Source organism: Gaetbulibacter sp. PBL-D1 (assembly GCF_050509525.1).
GTDB lineage: Bacteria > Bacteroidota > Bacteroidia > Flavobacteriales > Flavobacteriaceae > Gaetbulibacter_B > Gaetbulibacter_B jejuensis.
This window is the reverse complement of sequence record NZ_JBNWKB010000004.1, coordinates 1-23,763: the sequence shown is the minus strand read 5'-3', so window position 1 is coordinate 23,763 and position 23,763 is coordinate 1. Positions and strand designations below refer to the sequence as shown.

Here is a 23,763-nt window from a genome sequence, read left to right as displayed (position 1 = left end):
TTTTAAAAGTTTCTGGCAGAAAGCCATTTTTCTAAAATCAAATTGAACTCTTCAGGGTGTTCCATCATAGCTGCGTGTCCACATTTATCAATCCAAAATAAATCAGAATCAGGTAATAAACTATGGAATTCATCAGCAACTTCAGGTGGAGTAACAGTGTCGTTTTTTCCCCAAATAATACAAGTTGGTGTTTGCATTTTAGGAAGGTCTTTTGCCATATTGTGTCGTATTGCACTTTTAGCAATTGCCAATGTTTTTATAAGCTTGTTTCTGTCGTTTACAGTTTCGTAAACTTCATCAACTATTTCTTTGGTAGCAACTGCTGGGTCGTAAAATACATCTTGGGCTTTTTTCTTGATAACTTCATAGTCACTTCGCTTGGTGTAGCCACTTCCCATTGCGCTTTCGTAGAGTCCAGAACTTCCTGTAATTACTAATGCTTTAACCTTTTCAGGATACATTTTGGTATGGTATAAACCAATATGACCACCAAGAGAATTTCCTAGCAAGATAACGTTATCTAGCTCTTTAAACTCAATAAAATCATGCAGGTAGTTTGCAAAACTTTTTACATTGGTTTTTAGTAATGACATGGTGTAGATTGGTAACTCAGGAATAATGACTTTGTAACCTTTTGTACTGTAGTAATTTGTAACAGCATCAAAATTACTCAACCCTCCCATTAAACCGTGTAAAACAATTATTGGCGTGCCTTCTCCTACTTCAATATAACTGTAATTTTTTTCTGTTTTTAAAAGGTGTTTCATGTATTAGTTAGTGATGTCATTTTAAACAAATATAGTTATTTCATTGATAAATACTCCCTTTTTTACCCCTTAGTGAAAAATTGTTTTTCATAGAGTTTTTCACAATCTAATCAATGTGTCTTCATAAAAAAATAAACCTCTGATTTTTAAATAACTACAATCTGTTTTAGCGCGTAATTGTTGTTAAAATAAAAAAATTATTAACAAAAGTGGTATAAAGTGGTAAAATGTGGTAATATTTTCAATATATTTGAATTGAATTCGTTAGAAGTATAAAATAATCATTTTGAACACTTTAATAGGATCATACGAGTGCAAAGTAGACGCCAAAGGAAGGCTAATGCTTCCTGCTGCCCTAAAAAAGCAGTTGTCTCCTGTGTTACAAAATGGTTTCGTGTTAAAGCGAGCGGTTTTTCAGCCTTGTTTGGAGTTGTATCCAATGAGTGAGTGGGAGTTGTTGATGCAAAAAGTGAATAAACTCAATAGGTTCAAGAAAAAGAATAATGATTTTATACGACGCTTTACGGCAGGAGTTAAAATGGTTGAGGTAGATGCTACTGGTCGACTTTTAATCCCGAAAGATTTGATTGCTTTCTCTGGAATTAGCAAGGAGATTGTGGTGTCTTCGGCAATACACATCATTGAGATTTGGGATAAAGACAAGTATGAGCAAGCTATTGATGATGCTGCTTTAGATTTTGCTGACTTAGCTGAAGAAGTAATGGGACAAGACGATGATGACAATGGAATATCATAATCCGGTTTTACTTAATGAGACAGTTGAAGGTTTAAATATTAAACCTGATGGTGTTTATGTGGATGTCACTTTTGGTGGTGGTGGTCACAGTAAGGCAATTTTAAAGCAATTGGGTCCTGATGGAAAATTGTTTGCTTTTGATCAAGATCAGGATGCATTGTCTAATGCTTTAGAGGATGAGCGTTTTACACTAATAAATGAAAATTTCAGATTCATAAAACGTTTTTTGAGATTTTATGGTGTAAAGCAAGTAGATGGGATTTTGGCAGATTTTGGTGTGTCTTCACATCAATTTGATGTTGCTGAAAGAGGGTTTTCAACTCGTTTTGAGTCGGAATTAGATATGCGCATGAATCAAAATAGTCATTTGTCGGCTTACAATGTGATCAATGATTATGAAGAGGAGCAATTGCGTCAAGTTTTTTATCAGTATGGAGAATTGCGTCAAGCTCCAGCAATGGCAAGAGTAATTGTTGAAGAGCGTTCAAAAGCTGAGATAAAAACTAGTGAACAATTAAAGTTAGTGTTAAAACGATTTTTGCAACCTAAAAGAGAAAATAAAATACTAGCTCAAATTTATCAGGCAATTCGAATTGAGGTGAATCAAGAAATTGAGGTGTTAAAAGAACTGTTGTTGCAAACACCTGAGCTCCTAAAAAAAGGAGGTCGTTTAAGTTTTATTTCTTATCACTCGTTAGAAGATAGGTTGGTAAAACGATTTATAAGAAATGGCTTGTTTGAAGGTGAGCCAGAACGAGATGTATTTGGAAATTTTGAAGTGCCTTTAAAAAAAGTAGGAAATCTTATTGTGCCAACACAAGAAGAAATAAAAATTAATAATAGAGCAAGAAGCGCAAAATTAAGAATTGCAGAAAAACTATGAAGAAAGGTATTTATGGTATTCTGAAAGGTAAATTTTTAATAAGTGATGACTCTTTTAAAAACTGGAGAGTTATCATTTTTATTTCTGCCTTGGCTATAATAATGATAGCGAGTTCACATAGTGCAGATAAAAAAGTACATGAAATAGCGAAACTTAATAATGAAGTGAAAGAATTGCGTTCAGCATTTGTTGATGGACGCTCAAGATTGATGAGGCTTAAAATGGAATCGTCAATTGTAACAAAAATGGCAGAAAAAGGTATTGTGCCTTCATTAATTCCGCCAAAAAAAATAAAAGTAAAAGCTCAAGAATAACTAGTGGCAGTAACAGAAAAAGACATATTAAATAAGTTGTACTTTGTTGCAGGATGCATGTTTGTGTTCATCTTTCTTGTGGTTTACAAGTTAGTGGATATTCAGTTTATTCAAGGTGATAAATACAGAGATCTTGGAGTAAAACGTGCTGTTGAAAATGTTGAGATTCCTGCTAACAGAGGTAATGTGTATTCGGCTGACGGAAGTCTTTTGGCGACATCTATTCCTAAGTATGATATTCGTTTAGATGCTGTACAGCCTCAAAACAAAACCTTTCAAGAATATATAAAACCGCTTTGCGATTCGCTGGCAAAATTCACAGGAAAACCAGCATCATATCATCAACAAAGAATTAGAAAAGCAAGAGCGAATAAAAACAGATATTATTTGATAGCGAGAGATATCGGGTATTCTGATTATTTAAGAGTTAGAAATTTTCCTTTGTTAGAACTTGGTGCTATAAAAGGCGGTTTAATAGTTGAGCAAAATACAAAGCGAGAGCACCCAATGGGTGGAATTGCGCATCGTTCTATTGGTTATGAGCGCGTAGATGAAGATGGAAATGTTACAAGAGCAGGAATTGATGGTGCTTATGGTGAGGAGTACTTAAAAGGTACTAATGGTCATAGGTTAAAGCAAAAGATAGGTAATGGTCAATGGAAACCAATAACTGATTACAACCAAACAGAGCCTAAAGATGGGTATGATGTGTATACAACTATTGATGTTAATATTCAAGATATTGCTCATCATGCGTTGTTGGAACAACTAGAAAAATATAAAGCTGACCATGGTTGTGTTGTGGTGATGGAAACCCAAACAGGAGAGGTAAAGGCTATTGCTAATTTAGGAAGAAACTCTGAAGGGAATTATTACGAAAGAAGAAATTACGCAGTTTGGGAGTCGCATGAACCAGGTTCAACATTCAAACTAATGGCGCTTACTGCTGCTTTAGAAGATAAAGTAATAGATACAAGTGATGTTGTGGATACTAAAAACGGAATCTTAAGTTTTTATGGTAAAAAAGTTCGTGATTCTAAACGTGGAGGTTATGGTAAAATCTCTATAGGAAAAGCTTTTGAAGTGTCTTCAAACACAGGAATAGTTTCTGCAATTGATCAGCATTATAGAAGCAACCCAAAAAAGTTTGTTGAGCGTTTGTACCAAATGAGTTTAAATCAAAAGTTAGATTTGCCAATTTTAGGTGAAGGAGAGCCAATTATTCCACATCCCGATAATAAGAAAAGATGGAGTGGTATTGCATTACAGTGGATGGCTTATGGTTATGGAGTATCATTTACGCCTCTTCAAACGCTAACATTTTATAATGCTATAGCCAATAATGGTGAAATGGTGAAACCTCAGTTTTTAAAAGAGGTAAAAGAGTTTGATGAAACTATAGTTCCATTTAAAAAAGAAATCATAAACCCAAGAATTTGCTCTCAGGAAACGGTTTCTAAAGTAAAGCAATTGCTTAAAAATGTAGTCGATAAAGAACACGGTACAGGTCATAAGTTGTACTCGCCTAATTTCTCAATGGCTGGTAAAACTGGTACGTGTCAAAAAGACTATGCAAATAAAGATAAACTCAATTATATATCCTCTTTTGCAGGTTTTTTTCCTGCTGAAAATCCAAAGTATTCGTGTATAGTTGTTATTCATGAGCCTGATAAAAGTGTTGGATATTATGGAGCAGATGTGTCAGGTCCAGTGTTTAAAAAAATAGCTCAAAAAATCTATACAGATACGCCTTTAGTTGATGAAGTGGAAACTTTAGAATTAGTGGATGCTAAAACTAAAAGTGATTTTGATACTTACTTTGAGTTAGCTCAAAAATATAAAACCATAATGCCTGATGTTGTTGGGATGTCTGCTATGGACGCGTTGGCATTATTAGAGAATATGGATGTAGAAGTGAAAGTGAAACTTAATGGAAGTGGAATTATAAAAAAACAGTCAGTAGACAAGAGTATAAAACTTAAAAAGAACCAAGTAATTGTTTTAGAAGCATCGTGATAGTGTTAAAAGACATATTGTATAAAGTAACCATCAATGCAGTTGTAGGTAGTACAGGTGTACAGGTAAATGCTATTGAGTTTGATTCACGCCAAATCAAAACCAACGACGTGTTTGTGGCAATTAGAGGTTCGGTTGTTGATGGTCATAACTTTATTGAAAAGGCAATAGAACTAGGAGCTTCAGCTGTAGTGTGTGAAGCACTTCCGGAGCAATTGCAAAACGGAATCACTTACATAGAAGTTGATAGTGCTAGTAAAGCATTGGCATTTATGGCTGCTAACTATTACGGTAATCCATCAGGAAATTTAAAGCTTGTTGGAGTGACAGGAACTAATGGAAAAACAACGGTTTCTACATTGCTGTATCAGTTGTTTAAAAAAGCTGGTTTTAAAGTTGGTTTATTGTCAACAGTAAAGATAATGGTTGGTGATAAAGAGTTTAAAGCTACACATACAACACCAGATTCTCTTACAATAAACAAGTATTTAAGTGAAATGAATGATGAAGGTGTGGAGTTTTGCTTTATGGAAGTGAGTTCGCATGGTATTCATCAAAATAGAACAGAAGGATTGGTTTTTGAAGGTGGTATTTTTACAAATCTTTCTCACGATCATCTAGATTATCATAACACATTTGCTGAATATAGAGATGTGAAAAAACAGTTTTTTGATCAGTTGCCAGCTAAGTCTTTTGCATTGGTAAATGTCGATGATAAAAATGGTTTGGTGATGCTTCAAAATACAAAAGCAAGAAAAATCACCTATGCATTAAAGTCGTATGCTGATTATAAAGCTCAAATTTTAGAAAATCAATTTAGCGGATTGCTTTTAAAACTTAATGATAATGAGGTTTGGACACGATTGATTGGAAGTTTTAATGCTTATAACATTTTAGCAATTTATGCTACAGCTGAATTATTAGGACTTGAAAAAGTTGAGAATTTAAAACTCATTAGCGAATTAGAAAGTGTGAGTGGTCGTTTTCAGTATTTGGTGTCTGATGAAAAAATCACAGCCATTGTAGATTATGCTCATACACCTGATGCATTAAAAAACGTGTTGGAAACCATTAATAATATCAGAACAAAAAATGAAGAACTCATTACAGTTGTTGGTTGTGGTGGTGACAGAGATAAGACTAAGCGACCAAAAATGGGACATATAGCGTCTGCATTGAGCACTAAAGTAATTTTTACTAGTGATAATCCACGAAGTGAAGTTCCTGATGCGATTATTGAAGATATAGAAAAAGGGGTTGAACCTCAAAATTATAAAAAAACACTATCCATAGTTGATAGAAAACAAGCCATAAAAACAGCGTGTCAAATGGCGCAACCAAATGACATTATTCTTATAGCAGGAAAAGGTCATGAAACCTATCAAGAAATTAAAGGCGAACGCTTTGATTTTGACGATTATAAAATAGTACAGGAATTTTTAAAGCAATTACAAAAATAAGATGTTGTATTACCTATTTGAATATTTAGAAAGACAGTTCCAGTTTCCTGGTGCATCGCTTTTTGGGTACTTAACCTTTAGAGCTGCCATTGCTATTATTCTGTCGCTGTTAATTTCTACTATTTATGGTAAACGTATTATAAGATTCCTTCAAAAAAAGCAAGTTGGAGAAACTATTAGAGATTTAGGTTTAGAAGGTCAAGTAGAAAAAGCTGGTACACCAACAATGGGTGGAATCATCATTATTCTAGCAACATTAATTCCTGTATTGTTATTGGCAAAATTGGAAAACATTTACATCATTTTGCTTGTTATTACCACACTTTGGATGGGAACTATTGGGTTTATTGATGATTATATCAAAAAATTCAAAAATGATAAAGAAGGATTAAAAGGAAAGTTTAAAGTTCTAGGTCAAGTAGGTTTAGGAATTATAGTTGGAGCAACACTTTTCTTTAGTGATGATGTAACTATAAAAGAAAAATTACCAGAAGAACAGCAAAAAGTAATGCTTGCTGAAAACCCAAATTTACCTCCAGCAAAGTTATTTGATGTTGAAGAAAAGTCTACAAAAACCACCATTCCTTTTGTGAAAGGAAATGAGTTTGATTATTCCGATTTGATTACATGGATTAATCCAAGCCTAAATAAGTATGCTTGGGTCATTTTCATATTGGTGAGCATTTTTATTATTACAGCAGTTTCCAATGGAGCAAACCTAACCGACGGTATTGATGGTTTAGCAGCTGGGACATCTGCAATAATTGTGCTTACTCTGGGAATTTTTGCTTGGGTTTCGGGTAATATCATTTTTTCCGATTACCTCAATATTATGTATATCCCAAGAGTTGAAGAAATCACCATTTACATCGCTGCTTTTGTAGGAGCATTAATTGGTTTCTTATGGTATAATACCTATCCAGCTCAAGTATTTATGGGAGATACTGGAAGTTTAACTATTGGTGGAATTATAGCTGTAATTGCTATTGCTGTTAGGAAAGAATGGTTGATTCCTGTGTTGTGCGGAATCTTTTTAGCTGAAAACCTTTCGGTAGTTATGCAAGTCAGCTATTTCAAGTATACAAAGAAAAAATATGGTGAAGGACGACGCATTTTTAAGATGTCGCCATTGCATCATCATTATCAAAAATCAGGATATCACGAAAGTAAAATAGTTACAAGATTTTGGATTGTTGGCATTTTGCTAGCAATCATATCAATAGTGACATTGAAAATTAGATAAGGATTGTGATTGAAAAGGTTTATGGAAGGAGATAGTAAAAGAGAAAAAAATGAAAAGTCCTCCTTTGGAGGGTTTGGGAGGCTTGTGATTCTTGGAGGAGGAGAAAGTGGAGTTGGAACTGCACTTTTAGGGAAAGAAAAAGGATATGAAGTTTTTGTTTCCGATAAGGGAAAAATAAAAGAAAAATATAAAGAGGTTCTTATACATAATGAGATTGAATGGGAAGATGAAAAGCACACAGAAAGTAAAATTCTGAATGCTGATGTAGTAATGAAAAGTCCTGGGATTCCTGAAAAAGTAGCTTTAGTAAAACAAATTAGAGCTCAAGGAATTCAGGTGGTTTCTGAAATTGAATTTGCTTCAAAATTCACCAATGCAACTATTGTAGGAATAACTGGTAGCAACGGTAAAACTACAACAGCTAGTTTAACGCATCATATTTTAAAACAAGAGTTGGATGTTGGATTAGCTGGAAATATAGGAGACAGTTTTGCGAAGCAAATATTAGAAAAGGACTATAAAAACTATGTGTTAGAGATAAGCAGCTTTCAGTTGGATGATATTGTGAGTTTTAAACCAAACATTGCAGTTATTACTAACATCACACCAGATCATTTAGATAGATATGAGTATCAGTTTGAAAATTATATCGCTTCAAAATTTCGCATTGCAATGAATCAAACTAAAGACGATTATTTGATTTATGATGCGGATGATGAAGTCATCACAAACTGGCTAGCAAAGCATCCTGTTCAATCCAAAATGTTACCATTTTCTTTAACTAAACCTATTGAAAATGGAGCCTATTTAGAAAACGAGACAATAAAAATAACAATTGATAACGACCAAATAATTATGCCGACAGCAAATTTAGCATTAGAAGGAAAACATAACGTAAAAAATGCAATGGCTGCTTCAACAGTAGCACATTTGCTAAAAATTAGAAAACAGACAATAAGAGAGAGTTTAGAGAACTTTCAAGGTGTAGAGCATCGATTGGAAAGTGTACTTAAAATTAATAAAGTACAGTACATCAACGACTCCAAAGCAACAAATGTAAATGCTACTTATTTTGCTTTAGAAAGTATGGATGCACCAACCATTTGGATAGTTGGAGGAGAAGACAAAGGCAATAACTATGAGGAGTTATATCCATTTGTAAACGAAAAAGTAAAAGCAATCATTTGTCTTGGTGTTGATAATGAAAAGCTACTTAAAAACTTTAGTTCAATGGTTGATGTTATCGTAGAAACTCAATACATGAGCGAAGCTGTGAAAATTGCATACAAGATAGCTAAAGCAGGAGATAATGTGTTGTTGTCACCAGCTTGTGCAAGCTTTGATTTGTTTGAAAACTATGAAGACAGAGGTCGTCAATTTAAAGAAGCTGTAAGAAGTTTATAAAACTTAATACTTGTGCAAAAACTGTTTGATAACATAAAAGGAGACCGTTTAATTTGGGCAATAGCTGCATTGTTGGCTATATTCTCATTTCTGCCTGTGTATAGTGCTGCGAGTAATTTGGCATACATAGGAGGTAATGGTAACACCTTTACATTTTTTGTTAAGCATTTTATGCACTTGTTTTTAGGGTTTTCAATCATGTATGCTGTGCATAGAGTGCCCTATAGGTATTTTAGAGGTATATCAATGATTATGTTGCCAATTGTATTGGTATTGCTTGTGGTAACGATGCTTCAAGGTACAACTATTGAGGGAGCAAATGCTAGTAGATGGATTCAAATACCAATTGTTGGGATGTCGTTTCAAACGTCCACTTTAGCCTCAGTGGTGCTTATGGTTTATGTGGCGAGATATCTTTCAAAAATTAAAGATAAAACAATAACATTTAAAGAGTCCATTCTGCCATTATGGGTTCCTGTTTTCTTAGTATTAATGCTCATACTTCCTGCTAATTTTTCAACTACTGCTATCATATTTAGTATGGTAATGATGTTGGCGTTTATAGGTGGTTATCCAGTAAAATATTTAGCGCTAATTATAGGTGCAGGAATTGTAGGTTTAACCATGTTTGTATTGGTTGCAAAGGCATTTCCAGGTGCGATGCCAAATAGGGTTGATACTTGGATGAGTAGGATTGAAAATTTTTCTAATGGAGTTGATACTGAAGAAGACTATCAAATAGAGCAGGCTAAAATAGCTATCGCGTCAGGTGGAATAAAAGGAGTTGGTCCAGGAAAAAGTGTGCAGAAAAACTTTTTGCCGCAATCGTCATCAGATTTCATTTTCGCGATAATAATTGAAGAGTATGGATTGATTGGTGGTATGGTTGTGTTGGTGGCTTACATGTGGCTGCTTTTTAGAATTGTAATTGCAGCACAAAAAGCCGATACGGTTTTTGGTAAACTCTTGGTTTTAGGAGTAGGGTTGCCTATTGTTTTTCAAGCATTAATAAATATGGCAGTTGCTGTAGAGTTGTTTCCAGTTACAGGTCAAACATTGCCATTAATAAGTAGTGGAGGAACATCAATTTGGATGACTTGTTTAGCTATAGGAATTATACTTAGCGTAAGTGCAAAGAGAGAAGAAATTAAAGAACAAGAAAATATAGAAGATAATCCGCTCGAAATTTTGAGCGAAGCGATATAATGAGTAACTATAAAATCATATTGTCAGGTGGTGGAACAGGAGGTCATATCTATCCTGCTATTGCTATTGCAAACGAGTTAAAATCTCGTTTTCCTGATGCTGAATTTTTGTTTGTAGGTGCTATGGATAGAATGGAGATGGAAAAAGTACCACAAGCAGGTTATGAAATAGAAGGACTTTGGATTTCTGGTATTCAGCGTAAGCTTACGCTTAAAAATTTAACGTTTCCATTTAAGCTGATTACAAGCTTGTTGAGGTCTAGAAAAATAGTTAAAACCTTTAAGCCAGATGTTGTAATTGGAACAGGAGGTTTTGCAAGTGGACCGTTACTTAAGGTAGCGACTTTAAAACGAATTCCTAGTTTAATTCAGGAGCAAAACTCTTATCCAGGAATTACTAATAAGTTGCTGGCTAAAAGTGTTGATAAAATTTGTGTAGCGTATGATGGTTTGGAGCGATTTTTTCCAAAATCAAAACTTATAAAAACAGGAAATCCAATACGTCAAGATCTTTTAAGTATTGATGGAAAAGCTATTGAAGCTAAAGATACTTTTAAGTTACGTCATGGAAAACATACCTTATTGGTTTTAGGAGGAAGTTTAGGTTCAAAACGCATTAATGAACTTATTGAAAAAGAATTGGAGTTTATACAAACTCAAAACGTTCAAGTGATATGGCAATGTGGTAAACTGTACTACGATGCTTATAAAAGATACAACAACATGGAAGATGTACAAGTGTATCCCTTTTTAAACAATATGGATATGGCTTATGCGGCTTCAGATGTTATTATTTCGAGAGCTGGAGCAAGTTCGGTTTCTGAGCTGTGTGTTGTGGGTAAACCTGTAATTTTTATTCCATCGCCTAATGTAGCTGAGGACCATCAAACAAAAAATGCAATGGCAGTTGTTGAAAAAGATGCTGCAATTTTAATTAAGGAATCCGATTTGGATGTTGATTTTGAAAACAGGTTTTCGCAACTAGTGAATTCAGTTGAAAGACAAAATGAACTCGGAACTAATATAAAAAAGCTAGCTTTAGTGAATGCAACTAAAGATATAGCCGATGAGGTTGAAAAATTATTGAATCATAAATGAATTATAACAACATACATAACGTCTATTTTATAGGAATTGGTGGTATTGGTATGAGTGCTTTAGCACGATATTTTAAAGCCAACAATAAGCAAGTTATGGGTTATGATAAAACCAAGACTGAGATTACTGACGGTTTGGAAAATCTTGGTGTTAAAGTGCATTTCAATGATTCTATTGATAATATTCCTACTCGCTTTTTAGATATTGAATCTACGTTGGTAGTTTATACGCCAGCAATACCAAAAGCACATCAAGAACTTAATTATTTTATTGATAATGGTTATAAGGTGTTAAAGCGTTCAGTGGTTTTGGGTGAGATTACAAAGCACACGTTTTGTCTTGCTGTTGCAGGTACTCACGGAAAAACTACTACGACCAGTATTTTAGGTCATTTACTTAATGAGTGTGGAGTGGAAGTCACTGCTTTCTTGGGAGGAATTAGTGAGAATTATAATTCTAATTTAATCCTTAACGGAACAAAGGTAACAGTTGTTGAAGCTGATGAGTTTGATCGTTCGTTTTTAACCCTGTCTCCAGATTTGGCATGTATTACTTCAATGGATGCTGATCATTTAGATATTTATGGAGAAGCCGAAGCGCTTAAAGACTCGTTTGCCGATTTTTCTAAAAAACTAAAACCAAACGGAAAACTCTTCGTAAAAAACGGACTGCCATTAAAAGGAATTACCTACGGAATAGAAGATGATTCAGACTATTCAGTAAAAAATATAAAAATTATAGATGGTACTTATGTGTTTGATGTAAAAACACCAAGTACTACCCTTGACAATTTCAAATTTAACCTACCTGGTAGACATAACCTGTCGAATGCATTAATAGCCTTGGCGATGGCTGTGGAGTATGGTTGCCCTCCCAAACAGCTCGCCAAAGCTTTAGCATCTTACAAAGGTGTTAAACGCAGGTTTAGTTATCCTATTAAAACCGAAAATTTAGTGCTAATTGATGATTATGCACATCATCCGCAAGAAATAAATGCAGTGCATCAAGCAGTGCGAGAAATGTATCCAAATCAAAAAGTTATGGCAGTTTTTCAGCCACATTTATTCAGTAGAACAAGAGATTTTGCTGATGAATTTGCTGAAGCCTTGTCGCAATTTGATGAGGTCTTATTGCTTGATATTTATCCAGCTAGAGAATTGCCAATTGAAGGTATAACTTCTAATTGGTTATTGGATAAGATGAAACATAACCACAAAAAGCTGGTTGAAAAGCCTGAAATTATTTCAGAAATAAAGAAAAGTAATGCTCAAGTTATTTTAATGATTGGAGCAGGAGATATAGGAGAAGAAGTTAAACATGTAAAAGAAGCGTTAAGTGTCGCGAGTTAGTAAAATAAATTACATAAAAATCGTGTTGTTGCTAGTGTTAGTAGTGTTTCTTTATGCGTTTTCGTCAGCAAGAAATTCAGGTCGAAAAGTTGCAGCTCCTGATGTGAAATTTATTGGTAGTCAAGATTTGTTTATAACCCAAGAGACTGTTAGTAAATTGTTAATACAAAATCAAGAGGGAGTTACGAACAAGCCTAAAGAAATTATAGATTTGAATGTTTTAGAAACTGCCCTAAATTCTAATGCCATGATCAAAGAGGCTCAGGTGTATATGAGTATTGATGGCTCAATTACAGCTGAGATAGAGCAAAAGCAACCTATAGCAAGAGTTAGTACAAATGCATCTTATTATATTGATAGTCAAGGGTTGTTTATGCCTTTGTCCGACAATTATACAGCAAGAGTACCACTGGTTACAGGAACTGTTTTAAAAAATGACTTGGAAAATGTATACAAAATTGCAAAAAAAGTCAGCGAAGATAAATTCTTAAAGCAACACGTCATTGAGATTCATCAAAATGAAAATAAATCAATTGATTTAAAATTTAGATTGAACGATTTCAAAATACAATTAGGCGCTTTAAAAATGTTAGACAAGAAAATAAATAATCTTAAAGCGTTTTACCAAAAAGCGTTTAAAGATAAAACATTGGATAGCTATAGCATAGTGAACTTAAAATTTGATAATCAAGTCATTTGCACCAAAAAGTAAGTAATGGAGAATAATAAAATTTCTGTAGGATTAGATATAGGTACCACAAAAATTGTGGCTATGATTGGTCGTAAAAATGAATATGGGAAAGCTGAAATTCTTGGTATTGGTAAATCCAAGAGTTTAGGTGTGCATAGAGGTGTTGTAAATAATATTACGCAAACTATTCAGTCTATTCAGCAAGCTGTTCAAGAAGCAGAAGCAGAAGCAGGTTTAAAAATTGAAGAAGTAACTGTAGGTATCGCTGGACAACACATTAGAAGTTTACAACACAGCGATTACATTACAAGACCAAATTCTGAATTGGTAATCGATGAAGAAGATATAGATAAACTTATCAATCAAGTTCACAAATTGGTAATGTTACCAGGTGAAGAAATTATTCATGTATTACCACAAGAATATAAAGTTGATGGACAAGGAGAAATAAAAGAACCAATTGGGATGTATGGAGGACGCTTAGAGGCTAATTTCCATGTTGTAGTTGGCCAAGTGTCATCAATACGAAATATAGGAAGATGCGTAAAAAGTTCTGGTTTAGGACTTGAAGGTATCACTTTGGAGCCATTAGCTTCAGCAAATGCTGTTTTGAGTCAAGAAGAGAAAGAAGCAGGAGTTGCGCTTATTGATATAGGTGGTGGTACAACAGATTTAGCAGTCTTTAAAGATGGTATTATTCGTCATACAGCAGTAATACCATTTGGTGGAAATGTTATTACCGAAGACATAAAAGAAGGTTGTTCAATCATTGAAAAGCAAGCTGAACTTTTAAAAATAAAATTTGGTTCTGCATGGCCTGGGGAAAATAAGGATAACGAAATTGTATCAATTCCTGGACTGAGAGGAAGAGAGCCAAAAGAGATTACGCTTAAAAACCTCTCAAAAATTATACATGCTCGTGTAGTAGAAATTATTGAGCAAGTTTATGTTGAGATAAAAAACTATGGACACGAAGAGCAAAAGAAAAAACTAATTGCAGGTATTGTTTTAACAGGAGGTGGAGCTCAGTTAAAACACTTAAAGCAGTTGGTTGAATATATCACAGGAATGGATACCAGAATTGGTTATCCTAATGAGCATCTTGCAGGAGATAGTGATGATGATATTGCAAGTCCTTTATTTGCTACAGCTGTAGGTTTAGTGATGGACGGACTAAAACGTCAAGAAAGAAAACGAATAGAAAAAGAACCAGAAGTAGAGGAAAGCTTAAATGAAGTAAGTGAGGAAGCACAAAGTGCTGATGAAGAGGTTGTAAGTCAACCTAAAAAAGAGCGTAAATCGTTCTTAGATAAATTAACAGAAAGAGTAAAAGATTTTTTAGATAACGCAGAATAATTAATTATAAATCCAGTAAAACTAATTATATGAGTAATAATAGTGAATTAGGAAACATTGCTTTCGATTTGCCAAAAAACCAATCTAACGTCATTAAAGTGATTGGAGTTGGAGGAGGAGGTAGCAACGCCATTAACCACATGTTCCAGCAAGGTATTAAAGGTGTTGACTTTGTAATATGCAATACAGATTCCCAAGCACTACAAAACAGTGGTGTCCCAAACAAGATTCAATTAGGAGTTAACTTAACCGAAGGTTTAGGTGCAGGAGCAAATCCAGATGTTGGTGAGCAAGCAGCACTTGAAAGTTTAGAAGACATTCGTAGAATGTTGGATACCAACACTAAAATGATATTCATTACCGCTGGAATGGGTGGAGGAACAGGTACTGGAGCTGCTCCTATAATTGCTAAAATGGCAAAAGAAATGGATATCCTTACTGTAGGTATTGTAACAATGCCATTTCAGTTTGAAGGAAAAACAAGAAACGAACAAGCGCAAAAAGGAATTGAAAACCTTCGTGGTCATGTAGACTCTTTAGTGGTAATCAATAATAATAAACTTCGTGAAGTTTATGGAAACCTTGGGTTTAAAGCTGGATTCTCCAAAGCTGATGAGGTTTTATCAACAGCCTCAAGAGGAATTGCTGAAGTTATCACACATCACTATACACAAAACATCGATTTACGTGATGCTAAAACTGTATTAAGTAATAGTGGAACTGCAATAATGGGTTCTGCTACTGCTTCAGGAAAAACCAGAGCGCAAGAAGCGATCATGAAAGCGTTAGATTCTCCGCTATTAAACGATAACAAAATTACTGGAGCTAAAAATGTGTTATTGCTTATCGTGTCTGGTTCACATGAAATCACAATTGATGAAATTGGTGAAATCAACGACCATATTCAAAATGAAGCAGGTCATGGAGCAAACATTATTATGGGTGTTGGTGAAGACGAATCTTTAGAAGAATCAATCTCAGTTACAATTATTGCAACGGGTTTCGATATTGATCAACAGCATGAAATTTCTAATACTGAAGTTAAAAAAGTAGTACACGCTCTTGAAGATGATGCTGATGATATGAATGTAAAAGAGCAAGATCCTGCTATCATAACTCCAGATATTGTATTAGAAAAGGAAGAAAAGAAAGCACCTGAAGTAGTTCGTCATACATTATTAGATGAAGAAGATGATAATGAAGTTCAGGCTCAGGATGAAAAGATGGATTTAATTCCAACTACAGATTTTCTTAAAGGAATAAACGTTGTTTACGACGAGGTTTTAGACCATAAAGTGCCTAGTGAAGAAGATTTCATTATTACTCCTGTTCAAGAAGTAAAAGAAGAAGAAATTCAAGTAGAAGAAGAGGAGCAGTTTACATTAACGTTTGATTTACCACTTCCTAATCAAAAAATTGAAGAAGAAGAAATTCAAGAAAAAGAAGAAAAGATTCTTTTCGATTTAGATGATGAAGTTAAAGATCTTAACGTTAACGACCATGTTGAGATTATTCCTGTTACAGAAGCTAATGAAACAGGAGAAGTTAGATATGCGTTAGATGAATATTCAACGTTTGAATCTTCAATAAATACTACAAAGGCAAAAGAACCTGAAGTAGAAGAGGAAATTGTTTTTGAGAAAAAAGTAATTACATCTGAAGAGGTTGAAGAAGTTGAAAACGAAGAAGTCGACCCAATGAACAGTCCAATTTCTGCTTTAATCAAAGAAAGAGCAGATGAAAGAAGACGTAAAATGAAAGACTTCAATTACAAATTCAACAATGCTAAAATAGATGAAATTGAAAAAGAACCTGCATATAAAAGACAAGGGGTGAATTTAGAAGAATCGCAACATTCTTCTGATACGAATGCTTCAAGAATGTCTGTTGGCACTGACGACAATGACGATATTCAATTAAGAAGTAACAATTCATTTTTACACGACAACGTAGATTAATAGCAAATTTAGTTTAGTGTTTCACACTTGTGTCAAACCCGGAAGCTTTATGGTAGTTTCCGGGTTTACTTTTTGTGTTTTTTCTTAGTATCTTCGCAATTCTAATTAATTCAAACTAGTATGAGCTTACAACAAGACGTAATGGCTGCTATGAAAACAGCAATGAAAGAAAAAGATCAATTGGCTTTAGCAGCATTAAGAGCAGTAAAATCTGAAATATTATTAGCACAAACCCAAACAGGTACAAAAGAGGAATTAACAAGTGAAGAAGAGATAAAAATTCTTTCAAAACTAGTTAAGCAACGTAAAGATAGTGCAGCAATTTTTGCTGAACAAAATAGAGCTGATTTAGCAGAACCTGAATTGGCACAAGCAAAAGTTATAAGTCAATTTTTACCTGAACAGTTAACTGAAGAAGAAATAACCAATGTTGTAAAAGAGGTAATTGCTAAAGTTGGTGCAGAAGGGATGAAAGACATGGGAAAAGTAATGGGAGTAGTAACACAACAATTGGCAGGAAAAGCTGATGGTAAAACCATTTCTACAATTGTAAGACAACAATTGGCGTAAGGCTTTTGGCCTCGTAGTTCAACTGGATAGAATATCAGATTTCGGCTCTGAGGGTTGGAGGTTCGAATCCTCTCGAGGTCACAAATAGATGCAAAGTCCTAAAGTGAGTTCATATAAAATGGATTCGATTTAGGGCTTGTTTTTTTAGAGGAGCACTTTAAAAATAGTACAAGTTTTTGAAATTTTTTAATAATTAAAATCAAACACTTTTTGCTAGTTTTATTCTGTAATAAACTTTAGCGTGCGCATTAAAACTACATACCTCTTATTAACGCTTGCTTTTATGTGTTGTAAGAATCCAGAAAGTAAACAATTAGATGTTTTTCAGTCTAATAATGAGGTTTTTAAATATTCAGGAAGAACTATAACAAAAGAGCATTCAGTTGGGTTGATAAGTTCTGCTTCATCGGTTGAATTCAATGTGACAGGAGATTCATTAACAATCAATATCCAGTCAGAATACAAACCAAGAAATTACTTTGTACTTACAATAAATGATGAGTATCAAAAACGATATACAATTTCTGGAGACACCATCAATTCCATTAAAATAGCTTTACCTAAAACAGAAACGCAAAATAAGGTTGGAATTTTTAAGGCAACTGAAGCGGCAAGTGGTATGGTGCTTTTTCATGGTGTAGAAGCTGAAGCTATTTCTAAAGTTGAAAGAGATACTGCATTTACTATAGAGTTTATTGGCGATTCTATAACCTGTGGTGCTTTAATGGATCCTACTGATGTTCCTTGTGATGCCAAAGGTGAATACATAGACCAGCATAATGCCTATTTAGCATATGGATCAATAGTAGCAAGAGCTTTAAACGCTGATTATATTTTGAGTTCGGTTTCTGGTATGGGAATCTATCGTAATTGGAACGACGAGCATAAAGACGAGCCTATTATGCCTGAGGTTTATGAAAATTTATTCCTAAACACTAATGATGATGTACTATACGATTTTAAGGTTAAGCCAAATCTAGTGAGCATCTGTTTAGGAACCAATGATATGTCCGAAGGCGATGGCATCAAAGACCGTTTGCCTTTCAATCCTGAAGCTTATATAACACGTTATATAGAATTAGTTGGTAAAGTATATAAACACTACCCAAATACTCAAGTGGTGCTTTTAAATAGTCCAATGATTCAGGGAGACAAAAACGACGTGCTTATAGATTGCTTAACGCAAGTAAAAGCACATTTTGAAAAGGACTCTAATAGAATAATTCCTATATTTCAATTCAATGATGTGTATGCTAATGGTTGCAGTTACCATCCAAGTATAGCAGATAATAAAGTAATGGCCGAAAAACTAATTCCGTTCTTCAAAAAGGCATTGGCTAACTAAACATTTAATTTAATGAAGATTTACAATAAATATATTTTGTGTTGTATAGGTAGCTTGTCTTTTATAATGAGCTCCTTTGCTAATGTCACTATCCCATCTTTTTTTAGTGATCATATGGTGTTGCAACAGCAAGATAATGTTAAAATTTGGGGATGGAGTAATCCTCACGAACCCATAACCATTACAACAAGTTGGAGTAATGATACTATTACAACCAAAGGCACTAATTATGCAAAATGGGAAGCAGTTTTAAAAACTCCAAAAGCAGGTGGTCCATATACAATAACAATCAAAGGATATAATGAAATTAAACTGAATAATGTTTTAATTGGCGAGGTTTGGGTGTGTTCTGGTCAGTCCAATATGGAGTGGACTGCCTCAGCAGGAATTGATGATGCTGAAACAGCAATAGCTGCTGCAAATTTCCCTAATATTAGATTGTTTACAGTGTCAAAACATTCTTCCGAAACACCTCAAGATAATCTGGATGGTCAGTGGCAAACGTGTTCACCAGAAACCATGCAGTATTTTAGTGCAGTTGCTTATTTCTTCGGAAAAAAACTATATCAAGAACTCGACATTCCAATAGGATTGATTAATTCTAGTTGGGGAGGAAGCTATGCCGAAACTTGGATGCCAGAATCAGTTTTTAAAACGAATGATGAATTAAAAAAAGCATCTGAAAAAATTAACCCTGTTGAATGGGCTCCTTATGAACCTGGTCGTATATATAATGCTATGATTCATCCACTAACTAAACTTAATGTTTCAGGAGTGATTTGGTATCAAGGTGAAAATAATACAGCAAATTCAAAGTCTTATCATTTAATTTTTTCTGAATTGATTAAATCTTGGAGACAAGCATTTAATAAAGAAATTCCTTTTTACTTTGCTCAAATAGCGCCTTTTTCTTACCATGAGTTTGCAGGTGTAGAAGTTAGGGATGCGCAAAGACGCACATTAGAATTGCCAAAAACTGCAATGGTTGTCACTTCAGATATAGGAGACCTTAAAGACATTCATCCACGTAATAAAAAGGATGTAGGACTCAGGTTTGCTCAATTAGCACTTAAGAAGCATTATAATACAATAGATGCTGTTGTTGAAAGTCCGTTGTATGCATCTTCTGAGGTAATAAATAACAATCTTCTATTAACATTTAATCATGCTGACGGATTATATGCTACATCAAGGACCAGTCAGTTTGAAGTAGCAGGAACTGATGAGGTATTTCATTCGGCGAAATTCAAAATAAAAGGAAATCAAATAGAAGTGTTTTCAAAACAAGTAAAGGAACCTATGTATGTAAGGTATGCTTGGGGAAATACTATAGAAGCCAATATATTCAATAAAGTAGGATTGCCAATGTCTAGCTTTACCACACAACTAATTAAATAACAATCATGAAAACAATAAAAATCACAAGAGTTTGTGCAGTAGCAGTTATTTTGCTTTGTCTTGTGAACACAAAAACACATGCTCAAATGGAAGAAACAAAGGTTGATATAAATCAGAAAGTAGAGTCGTTATTATCACAAATGACCATTGAAGAGAAAGTAGGACAAATGAATCTTTATAATGGGTTTTGGGACGTTACAGGACCAGCGCCTGAAGAGGGAAATGCTGCCTTAAAATATGATCACCTTAAGAAAGGATGGGTTGGAGCGATGTTAACCGTGAGAGGAGCTGAAGAGGTAAGAAATGTTCAAAGAATTGCAGTTGAAGAATCTAGACTAGGTATTCCGTTACTAATTGGGTTTGATGTGATTCATGGTTATAAAACTTTAAGTCCAATTCCGTTGGCTGAATCGGCTAGTTGGGATTTGCAAGCTATTGAAAAATCCGCACGAGTTGCAGCTACTGAGGCTTCTGCTTCTGGAATTAACTGGACTTTTGCTCCAATGGTTGATATCTCAAGAGATGCACGTTGGGGACGTGTTATGGAAGGTGCTGGTGAAGATCCTTATTTGGGAAGTTTAATAGCCAAAGCACGAGTAAACGGATTTCAAGGTGATGATCTTTCTGCTCATAATACTATTGCTGCTTGTGCTAAACATTTTGCCGCTTATGGTTTTGCTGAAGCAGGAAGGGATTATAACGTTGCTGATATAGGAAATGGTACACTTTACAACACAGTACTGCCTCCTTTTAAAGCAGCTTCAGAGGCTGGTGTAAAAACATTTATGAACTCCTTTAACACCTTAAATGGTGTTCCTGTTACAGGAAGTTCGTTTTTGCAAAGAGACATTCTTAAAAGAGATTGGAATTTTGATGGTTTCGTGGTTTCAGATTGGGCTTCTATAAATGAAATGATTCCTTGGGGACACGCAAAAGATAAACGTCAAGCGGCTCAAATTGCTGCAAATGCTGGTTCTGATATGGATATGGAAGGCTATGTTTATATTCAGGAATTAGCACAATTGGTTAAAGATGGTGTGGTAAAAGAATCGATTTTAGATGATGCTGTTAGACGTATTTTAAAGGTGAAGTTTGAGTTAGGGCTTTTTGAAGACCCTTACAGATATTGTGATGACGATAGGGAAAAAGAATGGACCTACCATGAAAGTTATAGAGAAGCTGTTTTGGATATGGCAAAAAAGTCTATCGTGCTTTTAAAGAACGATAACAATTTGCTACCGCTTAAAAAGAATGGTCAAACCATCGCTTTAATTGGTGATTTGGCTGATGATAAGTCAAGTCCTCTAGGTAGCTGGAGAATCGCTTCAGATGATGATACTGCGATTTCTGTATTGGAAGGTATGTCGTCTTACAAAGGCAACACATTAAACTTCTCTAGAGGTCCTGAAGTTTTTGAAGGCACTTCAACCTTTTTACAAGAAGTAAAGATTAACACTACTGATACCTCAGGTTTTGATGAAGCTATTGCAACAGCGAAGACAGCTGATGTTGTGGTTATGGTGTTAGGCGAACATGGTTTTCAAAGTGGTGAAGGTAGAAGTCGTACCAATTTAGATTTACCAGGTCTTCAGCAAGAACTTTTAGAGGAAGTTTATAAAGTAAACCCTAATGTGGTGTTAGTTTTAAACAACGGAAGACCACTAGCCATTGAATGGGCAAGCGAACATATTCCTGCTATTGTTGAAGCGTGGCATTTAGGAACTGAATCTGGAAATGCGATTGCTAACGTATTATATGGAGACTATAACCCAAGTGGTAAACTGCCCATGTCTTTTCCTAGAAATGTAGGTCAAGCACCAATTTATTACAATAATTACCCAACAGGAAGACCAACCGATAAAGATGGAAACGTATTTTGGTCGCATTATACTGATGTTGAAAAAACGCCTTTGTATCCTTTTGGTTATGGTTTAAGTTACACCACTTTTGAATATTCAAATTTAAAAGTAACCAATACTTACAAAGAAAATCAGGAAGTAAAAGTGTCTTTTACGCTTAAAAATACTGGAACTTTAAAAGGCAAGGAAGTAGCGCAATTATATATAAGAGATTTGGTTGGAAGTGTTATACGACCGCTTAAAGAACTAAAAGGTTTTGAGTTAATTGAGTTAGAAGCAGGTGCATCTAAAACGGTTGAATTTGTGCTTACTAAAAAGGAACTTGGTTTCTATACGAACCAAGGAGAATTTGTGGTAGAATCAGGTGATTTTAAGGTGTTTGTTGGTGGTGATTCTAATGCTGAATTAGAACAAGACTTTACTTTGGAGTAAACTACTTTTTAATCAGTTTGATGGTTTTACTGCTTTGATTGTTAAATAGTTTAGCCAAATAAACACCTGATGTTTTGATCGTTTTACCAATACTACAATTTTGGTTGCAATGCCCTTTTTCAATTGCTACACCTTTTAAATCATAAATGATATAGTTGAATGGTTTTGAAGCTTGAACAGTCAAACTATCTGTAAAAGGGTTTGGTGAAAACGCAACGTCGTTAAAAACATTATCCTTTACAGAAAGTGAACTTGAGCCACTCACAAAGTGTGATAACAATCTAATGTAAGCCACTTGATAACCATTACTGTTTTCGGTGACTTCCCAAGAGTTCATGGGCCAACTTGTATTAAAATCGTCATAGGCTTTTTGTTTTGGCTGACCTTGAATTCTTGCAACTTGAGGTGCATCACATGTTAAACCAGAACAACCAGAAGGACAGCATCCATCCCAATTATAGGAAGGGTTTGGTCCACCTGTTAAAAAACCAGGAGCAGGTCCGTAAGGGTCGTTTAGTACGTTATCCCAATCAGTTCCATCTCCAAACCAGGTATGATAAAATTCATTAACGCCATGGTCAGCACCATAATCGTACATGTTAGATAAGTAACAAAAGTTTAATGGATTTACACCGTGTAAATAATGAATGTAACGTTCAGCAGCTCGCATAGCATCTGCACTATTAGAGCTGTTAACGTCGTGTAATGCATAGTTAGTAAACATTAATCCTTTTCTGGATTTGATACCATTACTTCCCCAAACATAATCTTCAAGATGTGCTAAATATGGATCGGTTTCATTAGTTAATCCTTCAAAATTACTAGCAGAATTCATGCTGTTTTGATACACTGTTTTTATTTCATTTGCTACTGTAGCGTCTACATTTTCAAGACTGGAATAGTATAACAAGTTATCCTGATTGCCTTGTTCAAAAGGGAAAGCATAATTCCAAAGAATGAGATGAATATCTTGATAGTTGTTTTCTACAAAAGTTTTCATTGTAGAATTGATGCTAGCGTCTTCAGGCAAACTTGTATTAGTTAAGTCATAAAGATGAATAGCTGCTCTCATTTTTAAGGCAAACCTGCCATAATCATCCGTTTCTTGCTGTCCTGCTCCGATACCAACTGAACTATAAGAAGAACTGTTGTTTTCCCAAATAACATTTGGGTTGGCATCTGCCCAATTCCATGCACTTAAAGCACTTTGTCTTAACGTATTTGCATAAGCCGACATTCCTAATCCTTCAAAAACTTTAGATCCTAATGCAAATGCTCCTGCAGAAGATAGTGTAGCAGTTGTGTTGACGCCTCCATAAAGACTTTGTCCTGTTGCTGATGAAGGTGGAGACGCATGGTCCAAATCCACTATACTAATCATGGAACCATTGGTTTCTTGTAGTCTTAGCAAGTGATCCATTCCCCAAATAATTTCATCGATAATATCAGGAGTTCCGTTGTTGGAATATGGTAAATCATAATCATCGCTCCAAGCATTTGGATTTTCGATATAGGCTTTTAGCAAATCAAACACATAGTTTGCAGTCCAATGTGTGTATTTGTTGTAATCGCCTGCATCATACCATCCACCACTCAAATCTTTTTCAGTTGAAGCATCATTTGGTGAATCCCATTTTCTACACTCAGTATCTTGCAAA

19 protein-coding genes and 1 tRNA gene are annotated in these 23,763 nt (G+C 34.7%); 18 read left to right on the top strand and 2 right to left on the bottom strand.

Annotated elements, in window-relative coordinates:
• Positions 1-2: 2 nt before the first annotated feature.
• Entirely contained in the window at positions 3-767 is a 765-nt protein-coding gene (locus ACQ0RB_RS04315; RefSeq protein WP_129759332.1) for an alpha/beta fold hydrolase, read from the bottom strand.
• A 286-nt stretch (positions 768-1,053) separates the two neighbouring features.
• Here ACQ0RB_RS04315 and mraZ point away from each other — a divergent pair, with 286 nt between their 5' ends.
• The 18 genes from mraZ (at position 1,054) to bglX (ending at position 22,105) form a co-directional block, all read left to right on the top strand.
• Positions 1,054-1,524 carry a division/cell wall cluster transcriptional repressor MraZ gene (mraZ, locus tag ACQ0RB_RS04310; RefSeq protein ID WP_131506023.1) on the top strand — a complete coding sequence of 157 codons (471 nt, stop codon included), beginning with the start codon at positions 1,054-1,056 and terminating at the stop codon, positions 1,522-1,524.
• Positions 1,502-2,407, top strand: coding sequence for a 16S rRNA (cytosine(1402)-N(4))-methyltransferase RsmH (rsmH, locus tag ACQ0RB_RS04305; protein WP_430496711.1), 906 nt, complete (start codon positions 1,502-1,504; stop codon positions 2,405-2,407). The genes mraZ and rsmH overlap by 23 nt, the downstream gene beginning before the upstream one ends.
• Entirely contained in the window at positions 2,404-2,721 is a 318-nt protein-coding gene (locus ACQ0RB_RS04300; protein WP_129759329.1) for an FtsL-like putative cell division protein, read from the top strand. The genes rsmH and ACQ0RB_RS04300 overlap by 4 nt, the downstream gene beginning before the upstream one ends.
• Before the next feature lie 57 nt (positions 2,722-2,778).
• Complete coding sequence (locus ACQ0RB_RS04295) at positions 2,779-4,737, top strand: penicillin-binding protein (RefSeq protein WP_430497009.1); 1,959 nt, start codon at positions 2,779-2,781, stop codon at positions 4,735-4,737.
• The gene (locus ACQ0RB_RS04290) at positions 4,734-6,197 is read left to right on the top strand and encodes a UDP-N-acetylmuramoyl-L-alanyl-D-glutamate--2,6-diaminopimelate ligase (protein WP_335973720.1); all 1,464 of its coding nucleotides are present in this window, start codon (positions 4,734-4,736) and stop codon (positions 6,195-6,197) included. Before ACQ0RB_RS04295 ends, ACQ0RB_RS04290 begins: the two co-directional genes overlap by 4 nt.
• 1 nt (position 6,198) lies before the next feature.
• Positions 6,199-7,440 carry a phospho-N-acetylmuramoyl-pentapeptide-transferase gene (gene mraY / locus ACQ0RB_RS04285; RefSeq protein ID WP_430496709.1) on the top strand — a complete coding sequence of 414 codons (1,242 nt, stop codon included), beginning with the start codon at positions 6,199-6,201 and terminating at the stop codon, positions 7,438-7,440.
• A gap of 21 nt (positions 7,441-7,461) precedes the next feature.
• Positions 7,462-8,844 (top strand): UDP-N-acetylmuramoyl-L-alanine--D-glutamate ligase, encoded by a 1,383-nt coding sequence (gene murD / locus ACQ0RB_RS04280; protein ID WP_335973722.1) that lies wholly within the window; start codon positions 7,462-7,464, stop codon positions 8,842-8,844.
• Positions 8,845-8,856: 12 nt separating this feature from the next.
• A complete protein-coding gene (locus tag ACQ0RB_RS04275) occupies positions 8,857-10,050 on the top strand; it encodes an FtsW/RodA/SpoVE family cell cycle protein (RefSeq protein WP_430496707.1) in 1,194 nt (397 codons plus the stop codon).
• Entirely contained in the window at positions 10,050-11,147 is a 1,098-nt protein-coding gene (gene murG / locus ACQ0RB_RS04270; protein WP_430496705.1) for an undecaprenyldiphospho-muramoylpentapeptide beta-N-acetylglucosaminyltransferase, read from the top strand. The genes ACQ0RB_RS04275 and murG overlap by 1 nt, the downstream gene beginning before the upstream one ends.
• Positions 11,144-12,496, top strand: coding sequence for a UDP-N-acetylmuramate--L-alanine ligase (murC, locus tag ACQ0RB_RS04265; protein ID WP_430496703.1), 1,353 nt, complete (start codon positions 11,144-11,146; stop codon positions 12,494-12,496). Before murG ends, murC begins: the two co-directional genes overlap by 4 nt.
• 22 nt (positions 12,497-12,518) lie before the next feature.
• Complete coding sequence (locus tag ACQ0RB_RS04260) at positions 12,519-13,208, top strand: cell division protein FtsQ/DivIB (protein WP_430497007.1); 690 nt, start codon at positions 12,519-12,521, stop codon at positions 13,206-13,208.
• A gap of 3 nt (positions 13,209-13,211) precedes the next feature.
• Positions 13,212-14,543 (top strand): cell division protein FtsA, encoded by a 1,332-nt coding sequence (ftsA, locus tag ACQ0RB_RS04255; protein WP_129759321.1) that lies wholly within the window; start codon positions 13,212-13,214, stop codon positions 14,541-14,543.
• 29 nt (positions 14,544-14,572) lie between these two features.
• On the top strand, positions 14,573-16,501 hold the full coding sequence (gene ftsZ, locus ACQ0RB_RS04250; protein ID WP_430496701.1) for a cell division protein FtsZ: 1,929 nt from the start codon (positions 14,573-14,575) through the stop codon (positions 16,499-16,501).
• A 120-nt stretch (positions 16,502-16,621) separates the two neighbouring features.
• Positions 16,622-17,071, top strand: a complete 450-nt coding sequence (locus ACQ0RB_RS04245; protein WP_134198606.1) for a GatB/YqeY domain-containing protein — start codon at positions 16,622-16,624, stop codon at positions 17,069-17,071.
• Positions 17,072-17,078: 7 nt separating this feature from the next.
• Positions 17,079-17,152, top strand: a tRNA-Arg gene (locus ACQ0RB_RS04240).
• A gap of 202 nt (positions 17,153-17,354) precedes the next feature.
• On the top strand, positions 17,355-18,416 hold the full coding sequence (locus ACQ0RB_RS04235; protein ID WP_430496699.1) for a GDSL-type esterase/lipase family protein: 1,062 nt from the start codon (positions 17,355-17,357) through the stop codon (positions 18,414-18,416).
• Between the two features lie 12 nt (positions 18,417-18,428).
• Entirely contained in the window at positions 18,429-19,814 is a 1,386-nt protein-coding gene (locus ACQ0RB_RS04230) for a sialate O-acetylesterase (RefSeq protein ID WP_430496697.1), read from the top strand.
• Between the two features lie 5 nt (positions 19,815-19,819).
• Complete coding sequence (gene bglX, locus ACQ0RB_RS04225; RefSeq protein ID WP_430496696.1) at positions 19,820-22,105, top strand: beta-glucosidase BglX; 2,286 nt, start codon at positions 19,820-19,822, stop codon at positions 22,103-22,105.
• A gap of 1 nt (position 22,106) precedes the next feature.
• Here bglX and ACQ0RB_RS04220 read toward each other — a convergent pair.
• A partial coding sequence (locus tag ACQ0RB_RS04220; protein ID WP_430496694.1) for a glycoside hydrolase family 9 protein occupies positions 22,107-23,763 on the bottom strand: 1,657 nt, incomplete at its 5' end.